The organism is Paenibacillus sp. GQ49 (genome assembly GCF_059759055.1).
On sequence record NZ_JCAXEL010000001.1, the window covers coordinates 603251 to 628168 of the forward strand.

Consider the following 24918-nt stretch of genomic DNA (forward strand, 5'->3'; position numbering starts at 1 on the left):
AAAGGATTGAACGCCTGATAAACATAATATATATAGTTGGGCGCTTGTCATATGCACAACGTGTCCGAATACGATGCGGTAAGCCATGGGCGCACCGGATCGAAAAATAAGGAGGATTTTCATTTATGCCAAAACGATTTAGCAGAATGCTCGCGTTCCTCTGTTGCTTGGTAATGGTGGCATCGCTAATGCCTACCAGCTATGCCGCCGCCACTGACAACATCGAGAACGCAGAAGCGAATGAAACACCCACCGCCATTTTTGGAACTCCCGAACTCGGGTCGAACGACCCACTCTGGGGCCAGACCATGGAGCATCACATCAACAAAAGCACTGTGCCCGCCGATCCCAGACCCCATGCCACGGGCACAGCCAGAATCCTTTGGGACCATGACTACCTATATTCCCGAGTACTTGTGAATGACAGTAATCTATATCAGGGAGCTGGCGGAGATCACCAGTACGACAGCCTGGAGTTTTATGTCGGCACCGGAACCGGAGGCTCAAACCAATGGCGCGTCAGCGCGACGGGTGTGTTCTCAGGGCAGGCAGCTCCGGGCAGAGCTGTATGGACCCAGATCACGGAAACAGGATATATCGTGGAGATGAGAATACCCAAAAGAACCTTGACCTTTGAGGAGGGCAAGCTTACCTTTGAGGTTTACATTAATAACTCGACGGAAAAGGGCGGTGACCGATATGAAGTCGTTTCCTCTTTTGGAGTTCCAGACGCAGCTTATACCAGCTCTGATTCATTTACAGACAGCCTGCAGCTCATCTCAGCCAATGAAGTGGACACCAGATTATCAATCACCGCCACTGCGGGACCGGGCGGCTCAATCATGTCGAACCCACCCGGCGATGTGCTGAGAGTAGATCGGGGCTCTAACAGAGAAATTACGTTTACTCCCGATTCCGGCAAAATTGTGGATACTGTAACGGTAGACGGCGAGACCGTGACTCTATCTGCTGGCACTTATACCTTTTCGAATATTGAGACTAACCATACCATTCATGTGACATTCAAAAACGATCCGGACGCGGGGCTGCTTCCCTTTGTTGTATGGAATGACAACTTCGCCAGTGGCGAGTACACAACGGCTGTCATCATTGACTTAGGCAAGGGGAAGGCAGCGTTAGGCTCCGCGCTTAATCCGGACTTGTTTGCCTTATCGGCTAGGAACACGACCCTGAACGGCGAAGCAGTGACCTTTGAAGGACCACGCAAAATCACAAGGGTATACGCTAATGACGAGCCGAAAGTACGCGGCTATCTGGGGCAGGTTAACAATTCACCAGATTATCAGGACGGACTGGCAAGCGGCCGTTACATCGTAGTTGAGTCTGAGTTTTATTCAGCGAGCGGCGGCAAAACAACGCTGGATGGCAGCAGTAACTCGACAAAGCAGGTTTACAACATCGTCCCAAACGGAGAGATCGTACTGACAGAGGGGAGTCCACTTCGCAACGTGGTTTTTGAACAGGAAAAAGTTGTGAATCCGATCCTTGACAAGTTTACAACATTCACGGACAATTCGGTCAATCGCTCGCTCTACCTTCACAAGGATGAAGACGGTAAAGTGATCAAAGGATTGCCGCTGTATGTTTATACTCACGGCATGTCACGCGGCGGTACAAACGCTGCGACAGACCAAAAAGCGGCCATGAAATCCGCCAACGGCTCGGTCGCTCTAATGAAGAAAATGGAGAAAAATCCTGACAAGTACGCCAGCCATGTACTGAATATTTCCTATAATGGCGTATCTGTTCCCTCAACAGAGAATGTTAAGAAGGTCATAGACGCCCTGATTGCCAGTGGCGAAGTAGACCCTAATCGTGTTTACGCGGCTGGCTTCTCATGGGGCGGCCAGTATACAAACAACTTAGTTAACAGCCATCCTGGCTTCTTCGCCGCCGCCGCACCTATGGCCCCGGTAAGCGGTTCACCGAATGCTAAGGACAACGACGCTCACAACAATCTGGCCTATTGGATGTTTGTAAATGCTCATAATGTTGCAGGCTACCAGACTAACCTCAATAACTTCATAAATAACAATATGCCGAAAATGATCAACGCGAGGGCTTCGCGCTTTGAGAGTAATGAGGTCCTTACGTGGCCCAACAATCAATTTGATCAGCCAAATCTGAGGCCGAATCCGGCCAACACACCTGTTCTGGCTGATTACATAGCGCACGAAGTTGAAGCGGCGGTTCTTTACAACGAGATAACTATGGGGAATTGGAGCATAGCTCCCACGGCGCAGTCCTCTAACTTGCCGGCTTGGAACAATGACTACACAGACGTCTTTGATTGGATGTTCGCGCAGAGAAAACCGGTCGTGCCCGGTGCTCCGAGCGGCTTCAAGGCGACAGCCGGTGACGGACAGGTCACATTGAGCTGGACCGCCCCTGCTGACGACGGTGGCAGTGCGATCTTGGGCTACAAGGTATGGTATGGCAACGTGACGCCGGTCACACTGGATGCGACGGAGACCCAATATACCTTTAAGAACCTGACAAACGGCCAAGGCTACAACTTCAGGATCATCGCGGTGAACGCGAAGGGCGACGGCGCGGAGATCAGTGCGACGACGACGCCGATGAAGACGACGACTCCCACTGTGCCTGATTCTGGCGGCAATACGGGCAATACCGGAAACATGGGTAATACCGGCAACACCGACAATACGGGCACCGGGACAGACGCTGGAACGTTGAAGTCGACCTACACAGTGAATACACCGAAGGATAAACCCGTGGTCACAGACAAAAACGGCAATACCACCCTCCCCGGTGGTGGCGAGATTGCGACCAAAGGCGGGACGAAGATTAAGGTACCCGAAGGCACAACGATAGACTCAAACGGTAAGGTAACCATTCCAGCAGACAAGAGCGCCGAAGTAACACTACCCGGCGGCAACAGCACAGTGACCATTTCGGGCGGCTCAACGATCGCGAGCGACGGTACGGTTACAGTAGGCGGCAAAGACGCGCATGTGAACCTGCCAAACGGCAACCGTGTGGATATCCATGGCGGATCGAAGATACGGAGCGGCGGAGCGGTTGTGGTAGGACCGAGCGGCGCAAAAGTTAGCTTAGATAACGGCATGTCGCTGAACATCCGTGAGGGTACGGAGCTGGCGTTTGATGACGCCACCCCACTGGGCTTCCTCGTGATATCGGGCAATCCTTTCAGGGATGCCAACATGGACGACTGGTTCTACAACGATATAAATTTCGCCTACACATACAATCTTTTCAACGGCACGACGTCCACAACGTTCTCACCTGGCAACGCAATGACGCGTGCAATGTTCGTGCAGGTACTGACCAATCTTGAGAACGTAAACCTCTACAGCTACACGAGTTCCCGCTTTAGCGACGTGACGGACGGACAATGGTACACGGCAGCAGCCGAGTGGACAGCCGAAAAAGGCATAGTCAACGGTACAAACGCAGACCTGTTTGATCCCAATTCACCGATGACGCGCGAGCAGATGCTGGTGATACTGTACAACTACATGAAGTACAAGGGCTATGAGCTACCTGATAGCCACGCTAAGTCCTTCACAGACGAGAGTGAGATCAGCTCTTGGGCGTTGGAGGCCGTTCAGGCACTACGGGACATCGGCATTGTAGTAGGCAAGCCGGACAACTTTTTTGCTCCCAAAGCCACCGCCACCCGCGCCGAAGTAGCCACGATCTTTGTAAGGTTCGTCGAATATCTGGCTAAGTGAAAGCGTATACAGATAAATGCAGACCCTTCCGGTTGGACAATATCCAGCCGGAAGGGTCTCCTTGTTTTCAAACTGAAATTTTTTTGACAACTCCACAGTCAGGACTTTAAACCCTCTATTTTTGCATCTAGAATATTCGTCACCAGGCTCGTCACCAAGTCCAAAAATTCTAATTAATTAATGCATGTTCTGATTTATTTCACCACAAAAAAACGCCATCACAATAATGTGATGGCGTTCTTGACTATGGAGCCTAGGGGGATCGAACCCCTGACCTCATCGCTGCCAGCGATGCGCTCTCCCAGCTGAGCTAAGGCCCCAGGATATGAAATAGATAACTTGTCCAGCACTGCTACGTTCCACAGGCGACTCCTATATCATATAAAATCCAGCTTTCGCTGTCAATCACTTTCTCAAGATCTAAAGTGATTGGAGAAGAACAACCGATTTCTCTGGTACACACGGACTGGAACTCCAGACTGCTCTTCTCCCTTTACCAACTTCACTAATCCTCCAGATCGTCTTTGGACAACAGGGATTTCAGCTCTTTCATGAACATATTGATATCTTTGAACTGGCGGTAAACCGACGCAAAACGGACATACGCCACTTCATCGACTGGAAACAACTGTTCCATCAACAACTCACCAATCTGGCGACTCTCAACTTCAGCATCTGCTGTATTGCGCAGAGATTTCTCTACTTCAGATACCATCATCTCCAGGGTCTCTACGGAGACTGGACGTTTCTCACAGGCACGAATAAGCCCGCGGAGAATCTTGTCCCGGCTGAACTCTTCCCGGCTGCCATCTTTCTTAATGACGATCAGTGGAGTCTCCTCAATCATCTCAAACGTTGTAAATCTTCGGGCACACTGCTCACACTCACGGCGACGACGAATGGATTTTGCCTCGTTGGCCGGACGCGAATCAAGCACTTTGGTACCCATATAACCGCAATAAGGACACTTCAAATCAGATCACTTCCCACGTTTTACTTTTTACCACATATTCCCTGTCTTGATTTTGTAATGAAAAATGCATTGCCGACACATAATACTTTTACCAACCCGCGAGGAGGTGAACAGCAATGGCACAAAGCAATGGTAACTCCAACAACCTGGTGGTAACTAAAGCTTCCGCAGCACTCGAGCAAATGAAATATGAAGTTGCTCAAGAACTCGGAATCAGCATCCCACAAGACGGATACCAAGGTAACATGACTTCTTACGAGAACGGTTCGATCGGTGGATACATCACGAAGCGTCTGGTAACAATTGCAGAACAGCAATTGGCAGGTCAATACCAATAATATCTGCATCGTAATAGGCTACACAGAGGAGCATGGAGCGGCCGGTGAATAACCGGCCTGCTCTGTGCTTCTACTTATATACTTAGAACGTATTATAGATCTTTACATACTGATTATAATAGTAAATGACTCTTTGTACATAGTGACGCGTCTCACCAAACGGAATATCTTTCACCGTATCGAACGAGCCATCCCACACACCATCTCTAAGCCAACTGTTTACTTTGCCTGGTCCCGCATTATAGGCAGCGATCATAACTGCTTCATTGCCATCGAATTGATCGGATAGATTCCGTAGATACCATGTACCTAACTGAATATTGCGTTCAGGCTCGTGCTTTAATTCCTCCAGCGAAGTGTCGGGAATTTTGGCTTGTTCCAGTATCCAGTTTGCCGTGTCTGGCATCAGTTGCATGAGCCCAATGGCACCTCGTTTGGATTCCTTGCTTGTCTTAAAATTGGTCTCCACTTTGATAATGGAAGCAATAAGAAACGGATCAACCTCATAACTCTGAGATTGGGCACGAATCTCTTCCTTATAATGAATGGGATAGAACCATGCCATCCAGTTTGTATTCAGAAATAACACCAGTACAAAGGACACAAACATCAACAGCAGTACACGTTTCTTACGCAATATTCTCATAACAAACCCTTACGCTGTAGATATGAGTCAATTTGCTGCTCCGTCGCAGACCATAAGCCGCTGTTATCGATGACAATGTCTGCCAGCTGTTTTTTGCGCTCAATATCCATCTGTACATCCATTCGAGCCTCGGCCTGTGCTGCAGTCATTCCATCCCGACTCATCAAGCGATCTCGTTGCACCGATCTCGGGACATATACGACCATGACTTCCTCGAAACCGTCCTCCAGACCTGATTCGTAGAGCAATGGAATATCAGACACCACAAGTTTATCCGGATGTTGCAATTCGTATGCAGCAGCCCGTTCGCGCATCTCTCTTCGGATCGCCGGATGTGTAATGGCCTCCAATGCCTTCCGTTCCTCTGGTTGTTGAAAAACAATGCTTCCGAGCTTTTTCCGATCCAGTGTTCCATCTTCGTTCAGTATGGCTTGTCCAAACCGCTTAACAGCGGCGGCCAACACGGGATGCCCGGGCATCATAACTTCCCGGGCAATAACGTCTGCATCGATGAGCAACGCTCCCTTACTGGCGAGATAGGCGGAAACACTGCTTTTGCCTGTCGCGATCCCGCCGGTTAAGCCTATATTCATCGTTTCACCTCATAACAACTTCATTATTCCCATAATCATTAACAATAGCGCTGGCAATACAGACAGTCTTCGCATCCAGCGCAGAGCTGAGAATCGTAGGCCAACCTTCATGCCGAGTGACAGAAACGCCCCACTAAACAGTGCAATAATGAGTGCTGTCCATAGTGTAGGGAATCCCAGAAGTGCCGCTCCCAATCCTGCCCCAAACGCATCCAGAGACAGGGCAATACCAAGCCACATCGCTTCCTGGGCAGATATACTCCCGGAGTTATCCATATCCGCCTTGGAGGGACTGCGAAGGATCTGAATGACAACGCCCAGCTTGCGCAGCTCCAGTGTAAATACCATTCGTTCCAGTGATCCACTTGAAGCCGACTGTTCCAGATTCAGTGCAAGCACCTGATTCCTGCCCTTTGAATCCGACAGTCTCTCTTGTGCTTCTACTACCCCAGTTACCGTTGCTTCTGTTCCCTCACCCGTTCCAGCGTCTGTTTCCAGTTGTTCTTTGCCTTGCTTTCGAATAAGTTGCAACAGTGACCATGCACCAATACCTATCAATATAACGGCTCCCACAATAGAAGCGATCTCCGGTGACACCACATGGGACAACAGCACTCCTACTTGCATCGACAAGGCAATAACCAATCCCGAACAGATCGAAATAACAGCGATAGATAACAGGGGAATCTTAGTCCTCCGTAACCCATATGTAATCCCGACTCCAAAACCATCTAAACTAAGCGCCAAAGCAAGCGCCAGCAATGAAATAAAATGATGCAGCACCCCGGACTCCTCCTCTGTGCGGTACTCGTGCCAACTGAAGATGCCAGTATGGGTATACGCCCGCTTATTTCTGCCATATCAGTATATGGAGGGAGGAATCCAAGGGTGCTATGATTTCATCATTTCGTTCATTCAGTTCATGTTACAGCAGCTGACAGTTCGGACAAAAATGCGTGCCACGGCCACCAACCACCGTTTTTTCAATTAACGTACCACAAGTTGTACAAGGTTCTGATTTGCGTCCATAGATTTTCAGTTGATGCTGGAACATTCCCATCTCACCCTGTCCATTCACATAGGACTTGATGGAAGATCCACCTGCATTCACTGCATCTTGTAACGTAGCCACGATGGCTTCATGAAGCACCGTTAACTGAGTTTCGGTCAGTGTCTTGGCGATAGTCTCGGGATGGATACCTGCGCGAAATAGAGCCTCGTCCACATAAATATTCCCGATACCAACCACATATGCCTGATTTAAAAGTACAGCCTTGATTTTGGTTGTACGCTTGCCAACCGCCTCTCGGAATGCAGTTACCGTAAAGGCGGGATCAAGCGGCTCCAGTCCAAGCTTCAGCAAAGGTTTGGACACCAGTTCCTCACCTGCATTAAACAGATGCATCGTACCAAACTGTCGCACATCCTTATAACGCAATTCCGTACCATCATTAAAATGGAAGATCACATGTGTATGCTTCTCCACATCTTCATGCTGCTCGTACACACCGTACCTTCCTTCCATCCGCAGATGGGAGACAAGCACCAGCCCGTCCAGCAAAATACGCAAAAACTTGCCTCGACGCTCCACCCCAATGACGGTATGTCCCGCGAGTTCCATTGCAAATGCATCTATGTCGTCCGGCCGCTGAATAATCCGCGGCAAGCTAACGGTAACATGATCAATCGTTTTGCCCACAATAAGTTGATTCAATGTTCTTCTGACTGTTTCGACTTCCGGTAATTCCGGCATGATGTTCTCACCTCCCCTATATTATAACGGAAGATGGCACTCAGCGGGACCCTTTTCTTATATCTCGGACATGGAAGGGCCTATTGTAAAATACCGGAAAAACCGCGTAGCGCTTGAATTATTTCGCTTCGTACCAGTTATCACCAAAGCTGACTTCTGCTTTCAGAGGAACGGACAGTTCCAAAGCTTTTTCCATGACAGAAGGGACTAACTCTTTCATCAGTTCCAATTCATCCGCAGGCACTTCGAATACAAGCTCATCGTGCACCTGAAGCAACATACGGCTCTTCAGCTTGCGTTCCCGCAGCGCTTCATCCATCTGTACCATGGCCAGCTTGATGATATCTGCCGCTGTTCCCTGAATCGGTGTATTCATCGCCGTACGCTCTGCGAAGGAACGCAGATTGAAGTTGCTGGCATTAATCTCTGGCAGGTAACGACGTCGTTCCAATAACGTTTTAACGTAACCATCCTGGCGAGCTTCCTTCACAATGTCATCCATATATCGGCGGACACCCTGGAATACTTCAAAATATTGATCAATAAACTGCGCAGCCTCTTTACGCGTAATGTGCAGGTTCTGGGACAAACCATAATCACTTATTCCATACACGATACCAAAGTTAACTGCCTTGGCGGAGCGACGCATATCTCCATCCACATCCTCAGGCTTCACGCCAAATACATCCGAAGCGGTCTTTGTATGAATATCCATATCGTTGACAAACGCTTCCTTCAAGCGCTCATCGTCCGAAATGTGGGCCAGTACACGCAGTTCAATCTGGGAATAGTCTGCTGCCAAAATGGACCATCCTGGCTCGGAAGGAACAAATACCTTCCGGATTTTGCGACCTTCCTCCATCCGAATCGGAATGTTCTGCAAGTTCGGGAATTGACTGCTAAGTCGTCCGGTAGCGGCGATGGTCTGACGATAATACGTATGCACCTTGCCATCCCGATTGGATATCTCTTTGAGTAACCCTTCCACATAAGTGGATTGCAGCTTGGCAAGCTGACGATATTGCAGAATATGCTTGACCACATCATTATAAGGAGCCAATTTCTCCAATACTTCCGCATCTGTGGAATAACCCGTTTTTGTTTTCTTCACTACCGGCAAGCCCAGTCTATCAAATAAAATCTCACCCAGTTGCTTTGGTGAATTCAGATTAAATTCCGTTCCTGACAGTTTGTAAATCTCAGCCATCAACCTGCTGATCTGTTCTTCAAACTCACTGCCCAAAGCCTGCAGATCGGCCGTATTGGCCTTGATGCCCTGTTTCTCCATATCCGCCAATATGCGTGACAACGGCATCTCTAGTTCATGGAACAATGAATTCATCTCATCCGTTTCCAGCACCTGCTCCTGAAGTGGAATAATGGCTGCGACTGCAGCAGCTTTGCGGCACAGGAAATCACCCAAGATCTCCACTTCCGGCACCTTGTACTTGGCCCCTTTGCCCATAACCGTGTCATCCTCTACGAGCGACGGCAGACCATACTTGGTCGTGAGTCCACTAATCGTCTGGTTGGATTCCGTTGGATCAAGCAAATAAGCTGCCAGTTGTACATCAAAGGACGCACCAGCAAATTCAATGCCATGCGCATGCAGGGCCAGGTCTACACGATGAAGATCATAACCGCGCTTTGGCTGGTCTGAATTACCAAGCCATGCCCGCACTGGAGCCGCTGCCTCGGAATGAAGCAATTCGGGAGATATGAACGTATAGGTTCCAGCGGAACCTACAGCTAGTCCAATCAATCTCGCTTGGTGCGGGTTATCCCCATGTGTCTCCACGTGGAGTACATCAATGGAATCGAGGGAACTGAACAGCTCACTGATGTTCTCCTCTGTTGCAATGGAGGATTCAACTTCGGCAGCAGGGACAGCTTCCTGTTCAGAACCAATGCTGCCACTGAATGACAGGCGTTCGAGCAAGGATTTGAATTCCAGCTTGGCCAGTGCAGGGCCAGCATGTTCTTCTTTTAATCCAGCGAATTGCATATCCTCCCACGTCTGCTCCAGCGGAACTTCCCGGTGAATCGTCGCGAGTTGTTTGCTCATCCGGGCATCTTCGGCATGGGCCTCAATCTTTTCTTTCATCTTGCCTTTCAGCTCACTTGTGCCGTTCAGCACATCCTCTACCGATCCGAACTGGTGCAACAGTTTCAACGCTGTTTTCTCTCCAACCCCGGGAATCCCCGGAATGTTATCGGACGCATCGCCCATCAGACCCTTGAGATCAATGATTTGCAATGGCGTCAGACCATAACGCTCTTTAATCTGAGCAGGATCATACAGCTCGATATCGGTTACCCCTTTACGTGTCAGCCCGATATGTACATGTTCGGAAGCAAGCTGCAGCATATCTTTGTCACCCGATACAACAAGCACCTGTCTGCCCGCTTCATCTGCGCGTTTGGTTAACGTTCCGATGATGTCATCCGCTTCGAATCCAGCCAGCTCAAACTGAGCAATACCAAGTCCTTTCAGCAGTTCTTTGAGCAAAGGAAATTGCTCTGACAACTCTGGTGGTGTTTTCTCCCGTCCGCCCTTGTATTCCTGGTACCCTTCGTGGCGGAACGTGATTTTGCCTGCATCAAATGCAACCATGACATGTGTAGGCTTATGCTCTTCAAGCAGTCTCAGCAGCATCGTAGTGAAACCATATACCGCATTGGTATGCAGACCTTTCGAGTTGGTCAGAGGCGGCATTGCAAAAAACGCCCTGTAAATAATGCTATTTCCATCTATGAGAATAAACTTGTCCATTCCAGCACCTCGCGTATTATATGGTCAACCTCTTCAAATTACATCTACTCTCATGATACCATACCCACCAGTCACATCAAAAAAGAATAGCCATCTTTTCACTTCCGTTTTCTCAGCAAAAAAAGAACCTTCTCCGCAGACAGCCTGTGCACAGGCCAACCGAGAGAAAGTCCTTCATTTTTTATGATGCGTTCTTATCAAGCACTGATTCCCCAATTCCAAAACAAAGCCCTACCTATTGGTTCAGATCCGGACGTTTGCCTGTCACCAGGTACACCGTGCTCTCACCAATGTTGGTCGCATGATCACCAATACGTTCGATGTAGCGTCCAACCATCATCAGCAGCATAGCCTGTGAAGCCTGATTAGGATGGTCTGTCATTAACGTGTAGAGGTCACTGATCATGTGGCTGTACAGTTGATCGACCTGATCGTCTGTCTGAGCCATTTTATAGGCCAGATCTGTGTTTTCTTTCAGGAAAGATTCGATGGATTCATCAATCATGGATTTCACGATTTCTGCCATTTGCGGGATATCCACCAGCGGTTTAATCAGCTGCTGTCCATCCATCCGGAGTGTCACCTTCGCCACGTCCAGAGCAAGATCTCCCATACGCTCCAGATCACTGGAGATTTTAAATGCCACGATAATACGTCTAAGATCCTTCGCCACCGGCTGTTGTGTGATGATCAGTTTGGAGCCAAGTTCCATAATTTTGTCTTCAAGGGCATTCAGATTCGCATCATTCTTGATGATGACCTGAGCTTTCTCCGCGTTCATCGTTTGTAAACTCTCAATGGCACCATCCAATGCTGCTCCTACATGTTCACCCATTTGTTTGAGCAAGGTACGCAGCTCTTCAAGCTCCTGATCAAATTCTTTTCTGCGAATCATAGATTTCATGTCCTCCTTATCCATCATCTCCGGGTATGCCGGGATCATTCCAATTCAGCTCGCTTAACCGAACCTTCCAGATATATAATCCTCGGTCCGGGAATCTTGCGGTGTGGAGAATAACGTCTCCGTATCAGCTGCCTCCACCACTTCACCATTCAGGAAAAATACCGTGCGTCCAGATACCCGTGCCGCCTGGTGCATATTGTGGGTAACCATAACGATCGTGTACTTGTGATGCAATTCTTTCACCAGTTCCTCAATCTTCAATGTGGAGATCGGGTCGAGTGCAGACGTTGCTTCATCCATCAGCAGAACGTCAGGCTGTACAGCCAGCGCCCGTGCAATACAGAGACGCTGTTGTTGTCCGCCGGACAAACTAAGTGCCGACTTTTTCAATACATCCTTCACTTCATCCCAGAGTGCAGCATGGACAAGACTTTGTTCTACCAACTGGTCCAGTTCAGCCTTTTGGGTTACCCCGTGCAAGCGCGGTCCATAAGCCACGTTATCGTATATGGATTTTGGAAAAGGATTCGGTTGTTGGAACACCATGCCCACTCGTTTGCGCAGTGTCTCCACTTCAATCTCATTACTGTAAATGTCAGAGCCATTCAGCATAACCTGTCCTTCCACACGAACACCCGGAATCATGTCATTCATCCGGTTCAACGTGCGAAGCAATGTCGATTTACCACAACCTGACGGCCCGATGAACGCAGTAACGGTTTTTTCCGGCAGATCCATCGATATATTTTTAAGCGCGTGATGCGTATCATAATATAAATTAAGATTTTCAATGTGAATGAGGTCCTTCATGGATGTTCACTTCTCCTTCGCTGCAGGGACACGGAAACTCCCTTTACGTTGAGACCGATACTGATAATCTTTCATCGCTGCTCGGCCATCTTTAATATCCTACCCTTTCATTGTAAAAACAGTATCACTTTCATGTTAACGGAATGTAAAAAAGACATCCTTAACCTTCATGATCTGCTTGATGGATCAATCTGGTTGCTGATGCCTGCCTTATTGACTACTTTATATTACTCACTATTCGAAACCATCTCATCCAGCTTCGTACGAATGTGCTCTGCAACTTCTCCAGCTTTCCCGCCTTCCATGGCGATCTCCTCTGCTATACGAGACAAACCACTCACCGCACTGTTCAGTTGTCGGAACGTTGCTCCTCCTGCGGTGACATGCACCGAACTGTCGTCAATCTCCGCTCCGCTTGCCTTAACCAGTTCAACAGTCTGAAGGGTCAATCCACCAATATTCTCTAACAAAGAAGACATGTTCCCCGCAACCTCACGGGTCTGTTTTGCGAGCGCTCGAATCTCGCCTGCAACAATCTGAAAACCTCGTCCATATTCACCGGCATGAGCTGCTTCGATGGAAGCATTCAGGGCGAGAAGACCACTCTGATCTGCCAGGGAGCGAATGGATTGTGCCATCCCTGAGCCTGTTTTGATCGAATTCAGCATGTGATCCGCATGTTGTCCTTGACTCTCCATATGCTGATGTACCCGGTTATAGGAAGCATCAACGTGTTTCAAACTCTCTTCGCCCTGTTTGGACAATGCCATGATCTCACGGGCCTCATGAACGGTCTGATTCGCTGCATTCACCAGCTTGGTGACCGCATTATTGATTCTGGATATCTCCTGTCTGCTCTCGGTTACTGTACGTATGCGCTCTGCCGAAGAAGCCTGTTGCAGCCTGCGGGAGAGGGACATCACATCACGCATCGTCAGCACACCAAGCAACCTGTCTTGTTCCGTAACCAGCAGACAATCGTAGAAATGCTGTTCATTCCGTCCAAGTGCGATATCAATAATCGTTGAGGCTTCCATATGAATATCTGCTATGACCGGAGATGTATTCACTACTTGTATGACCGGCTTACTGTAGAATAGATCTGCGGCAAAACGGCCATTTAACATCCGATATAACGTCTCTCGCATTAACAATCCAGTAGGTTTCATCTGCTCATCACACAATACAATACATGGGTGCTCCTGATCCTGATTCATCATCGTCGCTGCTTCTCCACAGGTCGTATGGACCCCCGCGACAGGTACCTGACGATAATAGTCATGCAAATGGATTACAGATTCTTCAGCAACTAATGCTACTTCAGTTTGCTCCATTATGGGTGTCGTTAATTCTTCATTATGTAAAACAACATGAGGCTGGTCGGGTTTCACTTCGAGCAACATGGGCATAAATGCGCAATCTCCTTTACGTATTAGCTCCGTCTTGAGGTGGGAGGTATAGGTATAAAGTATCACTAATATAAGTCCATGCTACTCCCTCTACGTAAAGTAAAATCTTCCTTTATGTTAAATGAACGTAAAATAAAACTCCCCGATCATTGCTAACTTGAATGATGGGGAGTTTTTCTTTTGACAACCAATTTATAACCTACACCGCGAATCGAATCAATGTGAACCGATTCCGGGTCCAGCTCCAGCTTTTTACGTAATGAGCTGACGTGAACATCCACGGTTCGTTGACCTCCGATATAATCGAAGCCCCACACAGCGTTCATTAGATCATCCCTTGTCAGTACCACCCCCGGCTTCTTGGCCAAATACAGAAGTACTTCGAACTCTTTTGGACGCAGACTGATGGATTGTCCACCCAGTGTCACTTCATATTTCAAAGGATAAATCTCCAGCTCTCCCAGAATAATTCGTGAGCCATCCTTGTCCTCAAGCTGTGGTAAATCTTCACCATTGGAATAACGTCTTAATACCGCATCCACTCGGGCTAATAGCTCAGACACACCAAACGGTTTGGTAATATAATCATCGGCACCTGATTTCAGTCCCTGTACAACCTCGGCTTCACCGTTCTTGGCCGTCAGAATGATAACAGGTGTACTAACACCCTGTATTCTTAACTTGCTCAGAATGTCCAGACCATTCATGCCCGGAAGCATCAAATCCAGCAAAATGAGATCAAATTCCTGGGACAAGGCCCGATCATATCCTGCAGATCCGTGATCCTCTGCCGTAACGTCATAACCTTCCTGTGTCAGGTTATACGTGAGTAATCTTGATAATGTAGGTTCATCTTCAATAACTAGCAAACGCTGTGCCATGATACCCCTTCTCTCTTCATAGGTTGTCTGTTGCCACAACACTTTTTCTATCATAGCACTAATTTGTTAACGCGGTGTAAAACAATACACACTTTTTACATTTTGATACCAGACGCCTACATCTCTTCGTCTTGAATGATTGGAAGGATCACACGGAACGTTGTCCCCATGCCCAGTTCACTCTCTACAGACAATTTGCCATGATGCAATTCCACCAGATGTTTAACGATGGAAAGTCCAAGGCCTGTGCCCCCTGAATTACGAGATCTGCCTTTATCAACACGATAGAACCGCTCGAAGATTCGCGGCAAATCTTTTTTCGGTATGCCAATTCCTGTATCTGACACCGCAAAGATGACTTCATCATCGTTATCCATCGTCACCTGTAACTTCACTCGTCCACCATCGGGGGTATAGTTGATGCCGTTCGATAACAGATTGATGAATATCTGCTTCATCTTATCCTCATCTGCTTCAATGTACAGTTCCTCCGGAACATGCATTTCCAGACGAATCTGCTTTTTCTCCGCCACCTTGGACAAGGTGCCCAGCACCATTTCGAAGAAAGAGTGTACATGAACAGGTGAGCATTGCAGTGGTGCGCGTTTCGATTCAATTTTGGATAACTCCAGAATATCCCCGATTAATCGGTTAAGTCGATCTCCTTCATCATAGATGATTTTCAGGAATGATCGCTCTGTCTCCTTATCCTGTACCCCGCCGCTAAGCAGCGTTTCGGCAAACCCTTTGACTGCAGCAACTGGTGTCTTGAGCTCATGAGAGACATTTGCAACAAACTCACTGCGCATGGACTCCAATCGGCGAATCGCCGTCACGTCCTGCAACAGGAACAACATGCCTCGATAACCGCCATCATCTTCAGACATCGGTACTCCATCAATACGGATCAGTTTTTCCTCCGGGTTGAACACACTCACTTCTTCATGCATCCGTTCTTTCAGTGCAACACTCTCTTCGATTGTACGTGTTAATTCGTAGTGTCTTTTCAATTCAGTATAAGGTTTACTCGTAACCTTTCCTGCCTGAATACCAAGCATACGCTCCGCTTCCCGATTGACCAGTGCAATGGATTGCCATGCGTCGATCATGACAATTCCTCCGGTCATGTTCGCGAGGACACTCTGTAACAACGCTTCATTGTCACGAATCGTCTTCAGCTGGGACTGCAAGCTGTCTGCCATTCCGTTTATGGCAAGCCCCAGTTGTCCGATCTCATCTCTACGCGTTACATCAACTCTGGCATCGTATTCCAGCTTGGTGATCCGATGGGCCACTTTTGTAATATGCTCAATCGGGGAGGTTAATCCGCGTGCAACCCGATAACTGACAAACGCGACAATTAGGAACAATAGTCCAAGTGCAGCAAACATAATCATCCAACCACGCTGAAGCCCTTGATCCACAGCCTGTAGACTCATGGATAGACGAATGTAGCCATCAAATTTGCCGCTAGGGATTTCAATCATGTCACTTTGATCCGAATTCACAGGTAGTGCTACATACAGCATGTCTTGTCCCAATGTCTCACTGTAACGTATGGATTGCCCGTACCCATCTCCAACGGCACCCTTAATCTCCTCACGGTTCAAGTGATTATCCATGGAGGCCGGATCACTCTCGGAATCCCCAATGACCATGCCGTCTTTATTGATGAAGGTTACCCGGGAATCCGTCAGACGATCCAGTTCCAACGCCCGATCTGAATAGTACTTTCGTGTGGCTTCCGAGGTTGGATCACTTGCATCATGGAATGGAAAAGTTGCTTTGAGCAAATTAATCTCGCGCACCATGGTTTGCTCCAATGCGGCTATATGCGTAGTCTTAAACACTCTGCCCATCGTATATCCAGCCACAATGACAGATACACCGATCAGCATCATCATAATGATGGCAAGGCGAATTCGGAACGGTCTCATCTATCTCTTCCTTTATGATCAGATTAATATCTTATGAATTGCTCTACATTGAATCCAGTTCAATTCGGTCCCCACGGGTACCTGGATTGGAAATTACGAGAAACTCCACTTCCTCGTTGCTCCGATTCATCATCTGATGCGGCATTCCGGGTGCAATCTCTATTCCTTCATGGGTTTCCAGCACAAACGTCTCTCCATTAAGTTCTATACACGCTTCACCGCTGAGGATGAAAAAAAACTGACGGCTTACCGAATGAACATGTCGTATTTCAGCCGTTCCTGCGGGCATTCGTTCATGAATAATGCTCAGTGTTTCATTTTGAACAAGGTGCCAACCATCGCACTGTGCACCCCATATATAATGTGCTGCATTCTGTTTGCTCATTTTCATATGACTTGTCCCTCCGAGTATTAATGCTCAATCTATCATATCACAGATTAGGGGACTCCCAATCTTTTCAGTCAGTACTGTGCAATACGCTATTCGACTGTAGTCAGACAAGGCTAATAATAAAATATCATAGTTGCATCAACAGAGATGCCGACTTTTGTAAACAGGTGCTAAACCGCATCTTTGACATACATATTCACTTGATATCAAAAAGGCGCACCGCTCAGTCATGCTGAAAGCGATACGCCTCTCTATATAATCAATCCTATCCTGAGTCTAAATATTCTTTACGTATTATCCGTTCACCACTTCGCCGCCATTTACATGCATCACCTGTCCGCTCACATACGAAGAATCATCTGAAGCTAGATATACATAGGCGGGAGCCAGTTCATCCGGTTGTCCTGGCCGCTTCATTGGCTGCGTTGCGCCGAACTCACTTACTTTCTTCTCATCAAATGTGGATGGAATGAGTGGTGTCCAGATCGGCCCTGGTGCAACGGCATTAACACGAATTCCCTTCTCAATCACATTCATCGACAGCGAACGAGTGAACGAAGTGATTGCTCCTTTGGTAGACGAATAGTCAAGCAGTGTCGGGCTGCCGCGATAGGCTGTGATGGAGGTTGTATTAATTATCGTACTGCCCTGCTTCAGATGTGGAAGGGCTGCTTGTGTCACATAGAACATGCCAAAGATATTGGTACGGAATGTACGCTCCAGCTGTTCTGGCGTAATATCCTCCAGATTCTGCTGTGGATGCTGTTCTGCTGCGTTATTCACAACAATGTCCAGTTTGCCCAGTTCATTCACTGTCTGCTGAACCGACTTCTTCGCAAAGGCATCATCACCAATATCACCTGCAATCAAGATGCACTTGCGCCCTTCTTGTTCAACCTGACGCTTCGTTTCCTTGGCATCTTCGTGCTCGCTAAGGTATACAATGGCAACATCCGCGCCTTCCTTGGCATACGTAACAGCAACAGCACGTCCAATTCCGCTGTCACCCCCTGTAATAAGCGCCACCTTACCCGTCAGTTTACCTGCTGCCTTGTATTCAGGCTTCTCAAATTCCGGTCTGGGATGCATCTCTGATTCGATTCCGGGACGTTGATCCTGATGCTGCGCTGGCATTGTTTTTTGGTTTTGTGGTGTAGTTGACATCTAACATTCTCCTCTCAAAATGTGAACATATTTGGATTACAGAAGACATGGACATAACTGCACACTTCCTTGTCTTTCGTTCTCTGAAAAAAGTCTCATTCTGTAGGATGGCAGTAACAGTCCAGATTATTCTTCTGTGATCAACAGCAACTCAAGCCTCAGCGTGCTGTCTCTAATCGTTATTTACCACTCTCTTTGGATATCAAACAACCGATTTGCTTTAATGCCTGTTTTGCTATAATTCGAAATTTATTCGAAATTAGACTGTTTCATGATACAAAGTGTATTCCTATGCTGCTTGGGCTGATGTACAATGTACAGTATACTGATGTGCTTTAACTCTTATTTTTATTGGTTTAATCATTCTAAACTAACATGGAGACCTGACAATGGAATCGCATATTAATTCATATATAACACTCGTAGCTACTTCAGCCGTGCTGAATGTCTTTTTGTGTTTATATACCTATTTCAGAAGATCCGAGATCCCCAGTTCCAAAATATTCATTCTCTACACAGCAGCACTCTCCATATACACTTTTGGTTATGCGATTGAGCTAGCCAGCAACACGCTGGAGCAGATGATGTTTTGGACCACCGTGGAGTATATAGGCATGCCCTTCTCCGCATCTCTTGGCCTCATGTTGATGATAAAGTACACAGGAAAAACGTTATCCAAAAAGGTAACTGCCTCATTGTTTGTAATCCCTTCCATTACACTAGCTATGGTTGCAACCAATGACTTTCATCATCTATTTTATAAAAAAGTATGGCTGAGAGAAGATAGTCCCGTTCCTCTGATGGATATCGCAGTGGGTCAATGGTATGTTGTACACGGTGCATTCACCTTTTCCTGTCTGTTATGTGCCTGCCTCATTCTGATCGGACAATGGAGACATACCAAGAAGATGTATCGTCGTCAATTACTTACTCTCATTACTTCACAGATTATTCCTATGGTCGCAGCTTTTCTGTATTTGCTTGGTGTGACCCCCGGCGGGATGGACCCCGTACCCGTACTCATGTGTATCACGTCTGCCATGTATATCTGGGCGATTCTATCCTCACGTCTACTGACCATCGTACCCATCGCCAAAGACAGTATTTTCGAGAGCATGCGTGAAGGTGTTATTGTACTGGATAGTTTCAATCGACTGGTCGATTACAACCGATCTCTGCGTGACATGTTGCCAGAGCTTGATACAACCATGATTGGCCAACCCTTGGATGAGATCTGGCTCAATCTTGCTGGAAAGACGTTTCCCGTTGAATACGGAAGAGAAGGATTGCAAACCGATCTGTACTGGCAGTTAAATGGAGAGACCGTCTGTTACCAGGTCAGGACATCTTACGTGTATAACAAGGATGCACAGACTGTGGGCAGTCTAATTATGTTAATCGATATAACGGAACAACGATTCTTGCAAGAACAGCTGAAACAACTGGCTTATTTCGACGGTCTGACCAAAATCTATAACCGCACTCAATTTTTACATAGAGGACGGGTGATTTTGAGTGAAGCTCAGCTTAATCTGCAACCTGTTTCATTTATTTTATTTGATATTGATTACTTTAAACGCATCAATGATACGTACGGGCATGATGTTGGCGATCAGGCCATCATTCATGTGGTCTCTGTTTGTAATCGATATTTAAGCCCTGAGATGTTGTTTGCCCGTTATGGAGGCGAAGAGTTTGTCATCGCTCTTCCGAATACCTCGCTTCAAGAAGCCGAGAAACTTGCCGAACAACTGAGAGTTGCCTTGTTGAATGACCCCCTGGATGTTAAGGGTGTGCCTATTACGCTGACCTCAAGCTTTGGTATTGCCCAGTACAATGGAGGTTCGGATTCGTTGGAGTCCTTGTTACGCGATGCTGATACTGCCTTGTACGAATCCAAGCGCAATGGTCGAAATGCAGTGCGTGCGTATACTGTGAGTACAACCTAAGCACTGTAGAGCGTTTCTGATGGAATATGCATGCTGTTATGAATGGTAGTGATCCCTCTAGTTCCAGCTCAAATACACCGAGGACTGCTGATTTCATCTTGATAATAACAGAAAATAGACAGCCAATGAGGCTGTCTATTTTCTGTTTATTTCAACGAAACACCATCTTACATATCATCCGGCTTGTCCTAATTAAGTCTGCAAACGCTTAACCAACAACTAACAATACTTCTTCGTAGGATGGATTAATCGTCCACAACGCACTTAGATCACCTGATTATTCACCATCAGGTACACCATGATTAGCAAGAATACAGCCAGAAGTGTACTGAACATACGGATCTTGCTTTGCTCAGGACCCACATCACGCTTGTTTTTCACACCTTCTGCAGCGAGTCGCAGCGGTTTACCCATAATTCCTCCAATAGCCGCAATAGCCAAGAGCAGAACAACAACGACAGCCATCCAGACATGAGAATACTCACCTTTGGTCATCAGGTAACCACCAGTAAGAAGTTGGATTACAAGTCCATACTGCGCAACTTTGTTCAAAGAACGAAGCGATGCAAAGGCTCCCTCTTGTGCTGCAGCATTCAAGGTACGGATTTTACCGACCACAAATGGCAGAATCAAATAGAATCCCATCGCCAGTGCTCCAACAATATGGAGCAAATACATAATCATTGTCAAAATTTTCATCCTCCTCAACATTTTCGGTGTGCTATACATCACATTCCATTATACTGGGGAACTTATCCAAAGAAAAGAAAACCTCCGGGTTTACCGGAGGTTTTCTTTTAGCTTCTGTTCAAAAAGTTTTCAAACTTACAGGTTTACTACCGAAATGACGTTGCGAACCGAATCAGCCGATTTATCCAACCCTGCTTTTTCTTCCGTTGTCAGTTCAAGTTCGAATATTTTCTCAATGCCGTTACCACCCAAAATGGTTGGTACACCGAGGAACAGATTATTATAGCCATATTCACCTTCAAGATAAGCGATCACTGGAATGATACGTTTCTTGTCCTTCAAAATCGCTTCGGTCATCTGAACAAGTGAAGCCGCCGGTGCATAATAGGCACTGCCGTTACCCAGCAAATTCACAATCTCGCCTCCGCCAACACGTGTGCGTTGAACAATGGACTCAATGCGGTCTGCCGGAATCAGCGTGTCAATCGGAATACCACCTACGCTCGAATAACGAACGAGGGGCACCATGTCGTCTCCGTGGCCGCCAAGAACGAATCCACGAACATCTTCAACAGATACGTTCAACTCTTGCGCAATGAAGGTACAATAACGTGCTGTATCCAGAACACCTGACTGACCGATAACACGGTTTTTAGGAAAACCAAGGGTCTGATAAGCTGCATAAGTCATCGCATCCACCGGGTTGCTTAGAATAATGACGATGGAATCAGGGCAATATTTTTTCACATTTTCACAAACGGACTTCACGATACCCGCATTCGTATTGACCAGATCGTCGCGGCTCATACCCGGTTTACGGGCGATACCAGCGGTGATGATTACAATCTCAGAACCTGCAGTATCTTCGTAGTTGGAAGTACCGACGATATGACTGTCAAATCCTTGAACAGGACTTGCTTCCATCATATCGAGTGCTTTCCCCTTCGTCGGGTTCTCCAGTTGAGGAATATCAACCAGCACAACATCCCCGAGTTCTTTTTGGGCAAGCATTAATGCGGTCGTAGCACCGGTAAAACCGGCGCCGACTACTGTGATTTTTTTGCGCTGAATAGTCAAGATTCACATCTCCCCTTACAGGTTTTTAATGATTTGATCCGCGAATTCAGAACATTTCACTTCAGTAGCGCCGTCCATCAGACGTGCAAAGTCATACGTTACTGTTTTATTGTTAATGGATGTTTCCATACCTTTGTAGATCAGGTTAGCTGCTTCTTGCCATCCCAAGTGCTCAAGCAACATTACTCCGGACAGAATAACGGAACCAGGGTTCACGACATCTTTGTCCGCGTATTTAGGTGCAGTACCGTGAGTTGCTTCGAAGATAGCATGTCCTGTTACGTAGTTGATGTTCGCTCCAGGAGCGATACCAATTCCGCCAACTTGCGCTGCAAGTGCATCGGACAGATAGTCACCGTTCAGGTTCAATGTTGCGATAACATCAAATTCGCCTGGACGAGTCAATACTTGTTGCAGAGCGATATCGGCAATCGCATCTTTTACGATGATTTTACCAGCATCTTCAGCAGCTTTTTGTGCTGCATTCGCTGCATCTGTACCTTCGTTTTCTTTGATGATGTCGTATTGTGCCCATGTGAATACTTTGTCAGCGAACTCTTCTTCAGCCACTTCATATCCCCAGTTTTTGAAGGCACCTTCTGTGAATTTCATGATATTACCTTTGTGTACCAATGTAACCGTCTTACGGTTATGGTCAATTGCATACTGCACTGCTGCACGTACCAGACGTTTCGAACCTTCGGAAGAAACTGGTTTGATACCAATACCGGAAGTCTCAGGGAAACGGATTTTGTTAGCACCCATCTCCTGTTGAAGGAACTGGATCACTTTTTTCACTTCTTCAGAACCTTCAGCATACTCGATTCCTGCATAGATATCTTCCGTATTCTCACGGAAAATGACCATGTCTACCAACTCAGGACGTTTAACCGGAGAAGGTACACCGTCGAAATAACGAACAGGACGCAAGCATGTGTACAGGTCAAGCTCTTGACGCAGGGCTACGTTCAGGGAACGAATACCGCCACCGATTGGCGTAGTCAATGGTCCTTTGATCGCTACGATATACTCACGAATGGCTTCCAGTGTATCATTCGGCAACCACTCACCGTATGTATCGAATGCTTTTTGTCCAGCAAACACTTCATACCATGCGATTTTTTTGTTGCCATCATAAGCTTTTTCAACAGCTGCATCCAATACACGTTTGGAAGCTTTCCAGATATCACGGCCTGTACCGTCACCTTCAATAAATGGAATGATTGGATTACTAGGTACTTGAAGTGTACCGTTATCAATTTGGATTTTTTCGCCTTCAGTTGGGTGAGCAAATTTTTCTAATTTCATAGTTAAAATTCCTCCTAGGATTCGTATATGCAGTATTCATCATACCACTAGTCTTGTTGAGAGAAGGGTCCTGAGAGCTTAAGCCAGTAAAGCCTCTGCTTTCCAACCCTTCACCTCGTCCATATTATTATACTGTTTTTGCGGCTATTAGCGAAGTTCAATAGAAACGTATTTCTGTTCTGTAGGGCCAGTGTACTCCGCACGTGGACGAATGATGCGATTGTCCGCAAGCTGTTCCAAAATATGCGCTGTCCATCCAGACACCCGGCTGATGGCAAAGATCGGAGTGAACAATTCCTGTTCGATCTCCAGTTGGGTATATACAGAAGCAGAATAGAAGTCTACGTTAGGCTTCAGTCCTTTTTGTCCTGTTACCAGTTCCTCGATCTTCACAGACATATCATACAAGCGCGTATCATTGTTCATCTCGCCAAGTTCCTTGGACATCTTCTGTAGATGTTTGGCGCGTGGATCACCGTTTTTGTACACCCGATGTCCAAAGCCCATGATTTTTTCACGATTATTCAGTTTTTCCTGAATTGCCGCTTCAAGACGATCAGGCGTACCGATCTCATTCAACATTTTCATAACAGCTTCGTTAGCACCGCCATGCAGTGGTCCCTTCAGTGCGCCAATGGCGGAAGTTACACCGGAATAGATATCTGACAGCGTAGCAACCGTTACACGGGCTGCAAATGTTGATGCGTTTAACTCGTGATCCGCATGCAGGACAAGGGCTTGATCCAGCGCTTTAACTGCGGTCTCGGATGGTTCTTCACCAGTCATCATATATAAAAAGTTCTCTGCGATGGAAGCGCCTTCTTTTGGAGCTACAGGTTCTTTGCCCTGACGGATACGGGCGATGGCTGCCACAATCGTTGGCAACTGTGCTTGCAACTTAACCGCTTTGTTCTCATTCGCTTCCGTTGTCATCTCATCCGCTTGCTCGTCGTACAGTGCAAGTGCAGAGACAGCGGAACGAAGTGCTGCCATGGTGCTGACGTTTTTCGGATACAATTGGATTTGTGCAATCAACTCGCTCGGAATCGGCGCGTAATCGCTCAGGCTTTTACGAAGGGATTTCAATTCATCCGTTGTTGGCAATTTACCAAACCACAACAAATAGGCAACTTCTTCAAAGCTGGCATGTTCAGCCAAATCATCGATATCGTAACCACGGTATGTGAGCACACCGTCTACAATAGAACTGATCGAAGAGGTTGTCGCAACGATGCCTTCCAGACCTTTGGTAGCTGTCATATACATCTCTCCTTTAATAAGCGAAATCAGGAACCATTCCAGAGTGTCATATAAGTGCCAAAATGCACCTATTCTCTTTTTGTAAACATTTTCATTTTAAAATTAACAAATATTTCAAACTACGGTTTTCCTATCTGTCAATCGGTATTTACTTATAACATCATACTGGATTTTGTCGTTTATGTGAACATGATGAGAGTTCATTCGCACATCAAACTTCTTTATCGGTCCGATAAAGCATTTTTGAAAGCCTTTACAAAAACAAGGTTGACATTTAATGTTTTTTAACCAATCCTGTCGTATGAAGAACTTTCTATTGCTATAT

General features: G+C 46.9%; 20 protein-coding genes and 1 tRNA gene. 3 read left to right on the forward strand and 18 right to left on the reverse strand.

Features of this window, described 5'->3' with window-relative positions; all coding sequences use genetic code 11:
• The first annotated feature begins 125 nt into the window (after window positions 1–125).
• Window positions 126–3737: an S-layer homology domain-containing protein gene (locus tag AC6CIF_RS02805; RefSeq protein ID WP_498197773.1), complete on the forward strand. Its 3612-nt coding sequence runs from the start codon at window positions 126–128 to the stop codon at window positions 3735–3737.
• A 247-nt stretch (window positions 3738–3984) separates the two neighbouring features.
• Here AC6CIF_RS02805 and AC6CIF_RS02810 read toward each other — a convergent pair.
• Both AC6CIF_RS02810 and nrdR read right to left on the reverse strand, forming a co-directional pair.
• Window positions 3985–4057 (reverse strand) — tRNA-Ala (locus AC6CIF_RS02810).
• A gap of 185 nt (window positions 4058–4242) precedes the next feature.
• Window positions 4243–4710, reverse strand: a complete 468-nt coding sequence (nrdR, locus tag AC6CIF_RS02815) for a transcriptional regulator NrdR (protein WP_036609807.1) — start codon at window positions 4708–4710, stop codon at window positions 4243–4245.
• Window positions 4711–4826: 116 nt separating this feature from the next.
• Here nrdR and AC6CIF_RS02820 point away from each other — a divergent pair, with 116 nt between their 5' ends.
• Window positions 4827–5048, forward strand: coding sequence for an alpha/beta-type small acid-soluble spore protein (locus AC6CIF_RS02820; protein ID WP_017689472.1), 222 nt, complete (start codon window positions 4827–4829; stop codon window positions 5046–5048).
• Between the two features lie 82 nt (window positions 5049–5130).
• On the opposite strand, the gene AC6CIF_RS02825 is transcribed toward AC6CIF_RS02820, so the two are convergent.
• From AC6CIF_RS02825 to AC6CIF_RS02880, 12 genes are all read right to left on the reverse strand, one after another.
• Entirely contained in the window at window positions 5131–5694 is a 564-nt protein-coding gene (locus tag AC6CIF_RS02825; RefSeq protein WP_036609809.1) for a lytic transglycosylase domain-containing protein, read from the reverse strand.
• Window positions 5691–6287, reverse strand: a complete 597-nt coding sequence (gene coaE, locus AC6CIF_RS02830; RefSeq protein WP_036670004.1) for a dephospho-CoA kinase — start codon at window positions 6285–6287, stop codon at window positions 5691–5693. Before coaE ends, AC6CIF_RS02825 begins: the two co-directional genes overlap by 4 nt.
• Window positions 6288–6296: 9 nt before the next feature.
• Complete coding sequence (locus AC6CIF_RS02835; RefSeq protein WP_498197777.1) at window positions 6297–7070, reverse strand: manganese efflux pump; 774 nt, start codon at window positions 7068–7070, stop codon at window positions 6297–6299.
• A gap of 142 nt (window positions 7071–7212) precedes the next feature.
• Window positions 7213–8040 carry a DNA-formamidopyrimidine glycosylase gene (gene mutM, locus AC6CIF_RS02840; protein ID WP_289391883.1) on the reverse strand — a complete coding sequence of 276 codons (828 nt, stop codon included), beginning with the start codon at window positions 8038–8040 and terminating at the stop codon, window positions 7213–7215.
• A gap of 118 nt (window positions 8041–8158) precedes the next feature.
• Window positions 8159–10813 carry a DNA polymerase I gene (polA, locus tag AC6CIF_RS02845; protein WP_498197779.1) on the reverse strand — a complete coding sequence of 885 codons (2655 nt, stop codon included), beginning with the start codon at window positions 10811–10813 and terminating at the stop codon, window positions 8159–8161.
• A 235-nt stretch (window positions 10814–11048) separates the two neighbouring features.
• A complete protein-coding gene (gene phoU, locus AC6CIF_RS02850; protein ID WP_498197781.1) occupies window positions 11049–11708 on the reverse strand; it encodes a phosphate signaling complex protein PhoU in 660 nt (219 codons plus the stop codon).
• A gap of 63 nt (window positions 11709–11771) precedes the next feature.
• Window positions 11772–12527 carry a phosphate ABC transporter ATP-binding protein PstB gene (gene pstB / locus AC6CIF_RS02855; protein WP_036609821.1) on the reverse strand — a complete coding sequence of 252 codons (756 nt, stop codon included), beginning with the start codon at window positions 12525–12527 and terminating at the stop codon, window positions 11772–11774.
• A 227-nt stretch (window positions 12528–12754) separates the two neighbouring features.
• Window positions 12755–13936, reverse strand: a complete 1182-nt coding sequence (locus AC6CIF_RS02860) for a methyl-accepting chemotaxis protein (RefSeq protein WP_498197783.1) — start codon at window positions 13934–13936, stop codon at window positions 12755–12757.
• A gap of 152 nt (window positions 13937–14088) precedes the next feature.
• The gene (locus tag AC6CIF_RS02865; RefSeq protein WP_036609823.1) at window positions 14089–14817 is read right to left on the reverse strand and encodes a response regulator transcription factor; all 729 of its coding nucleotides are present in this window, start codon (window positions 14815–14817) and stop codon (window positions 14089–14091) included.
• 116 nt (window positions 14818–14933) lie between these two features.
• Window positions 14934–16754, reverse strand: a complete 1821-nt coding sequence (gene pnpS / locus AC6CIF_RS02870; RefSeq protein ID WP_498197785.1) for a two-component system histidine kinase PnpS — start codon at window positions 16752–16754, stop codon at window positions 14934–14936.
• 43 nt (window positions 16755–16797) lie between these two features.
• A complete protein-coding gene (locus tag AC6CIF_RS02875) occupies window positions 16798–17145 on the reverse strand; it encodes a cupin domain-containing protein (protein WP_498197787.1) in 348 nt (115 codons plus the stop codon).
• Window positions 17146–17439: 294 nt separating this feature from the next.
• The gene (locus tag AC6CIF_RS02880; RefSeq protein WP_339300382.1) at window positions 17440–18309 is read right to left on the reverse strand and encodes an SDR family oxidoreductase; all 870 of its coding nucleotides are present in this window, start codon (window positions 18307–18309) and stop codon (window positions 17440–17442) included.
• Between the two features lie 389 nt (window positions 18310–18698).
• Between AC6CIF_RS02880 and AC6CIF_RS02885 the strand changes: the two genes are divergently transcribed.
• The gene (locus AC6CIF_RS02885) at window positions 18699–20258 is read left to right on the forward strand and encodes a histidine kinase N-terminal 7TM domain-containing diguanylate cyclase (RefSeq protein ID WP_498197788.1); all 1560 of its coding nucleotides are present in this window, start codon (window positions 18699–18701) and stop codon (window positions 20256–20258) included.
• A 264-nt stretch (window positions 20259–20522) separates the two neighbouring features.
• On the opposite strand, the gene AC6CIF_RS02890 is transcribed toward AC6CIF_RS02885, so the two are convergent.
• The 4 genes from AC6CIF_RS02890 to citZ form a co-directional block, all read right to left on the reverse strand.
• A complete protein-coding gene (locus tag AC6CIF_RS02890; protein ID WP_017689485.1) occupies window positions 20523–20948 on the reverse strand; it encodes a hypothetical protein in 426 nt (141 codons plus the stop codon).
• 135 nt (window positions 20949–21083) lie between these two features.
• On the reverse strand, window positions 21084–22025 hold the full coding sequence (mdh, locus tag AC6CIF_RS02895; protein ID WP_498197790.1) for a malate dehydrogenase: 942 nt from the start codon (window positions 22023–22025) through the stop codon (window positions 21084–21086).
• A gap of 15 nt (window positions 22026–22040) precedes the next feature.
• Window positions 22041–23333 (reverse strand): NADP-dependent isocitrate dehydrogenase, encoded by a 1293-nt coding sequence (gene icd, locus AC6CIF_RS02900; protein ID WP_036609828.1) that lies wholly within the window; start codon window positions 23331–23333, stop codon window positions 22041–22043.
• A 147-nt stretch (window positions 23334–23480) separates the two neighbouring features.
• Entirely contained in the window at window positions 23481–24593 is a 1113-nt protein-coding gene (gene citZ, locus AC6CIF_RS02905) for a citrate synthase (RefSeq protein WP_017689488.1), read from the reverse strand.
• Between the last annotated feature and the right edge of the window lie 325 nt (window positions 24594–24918).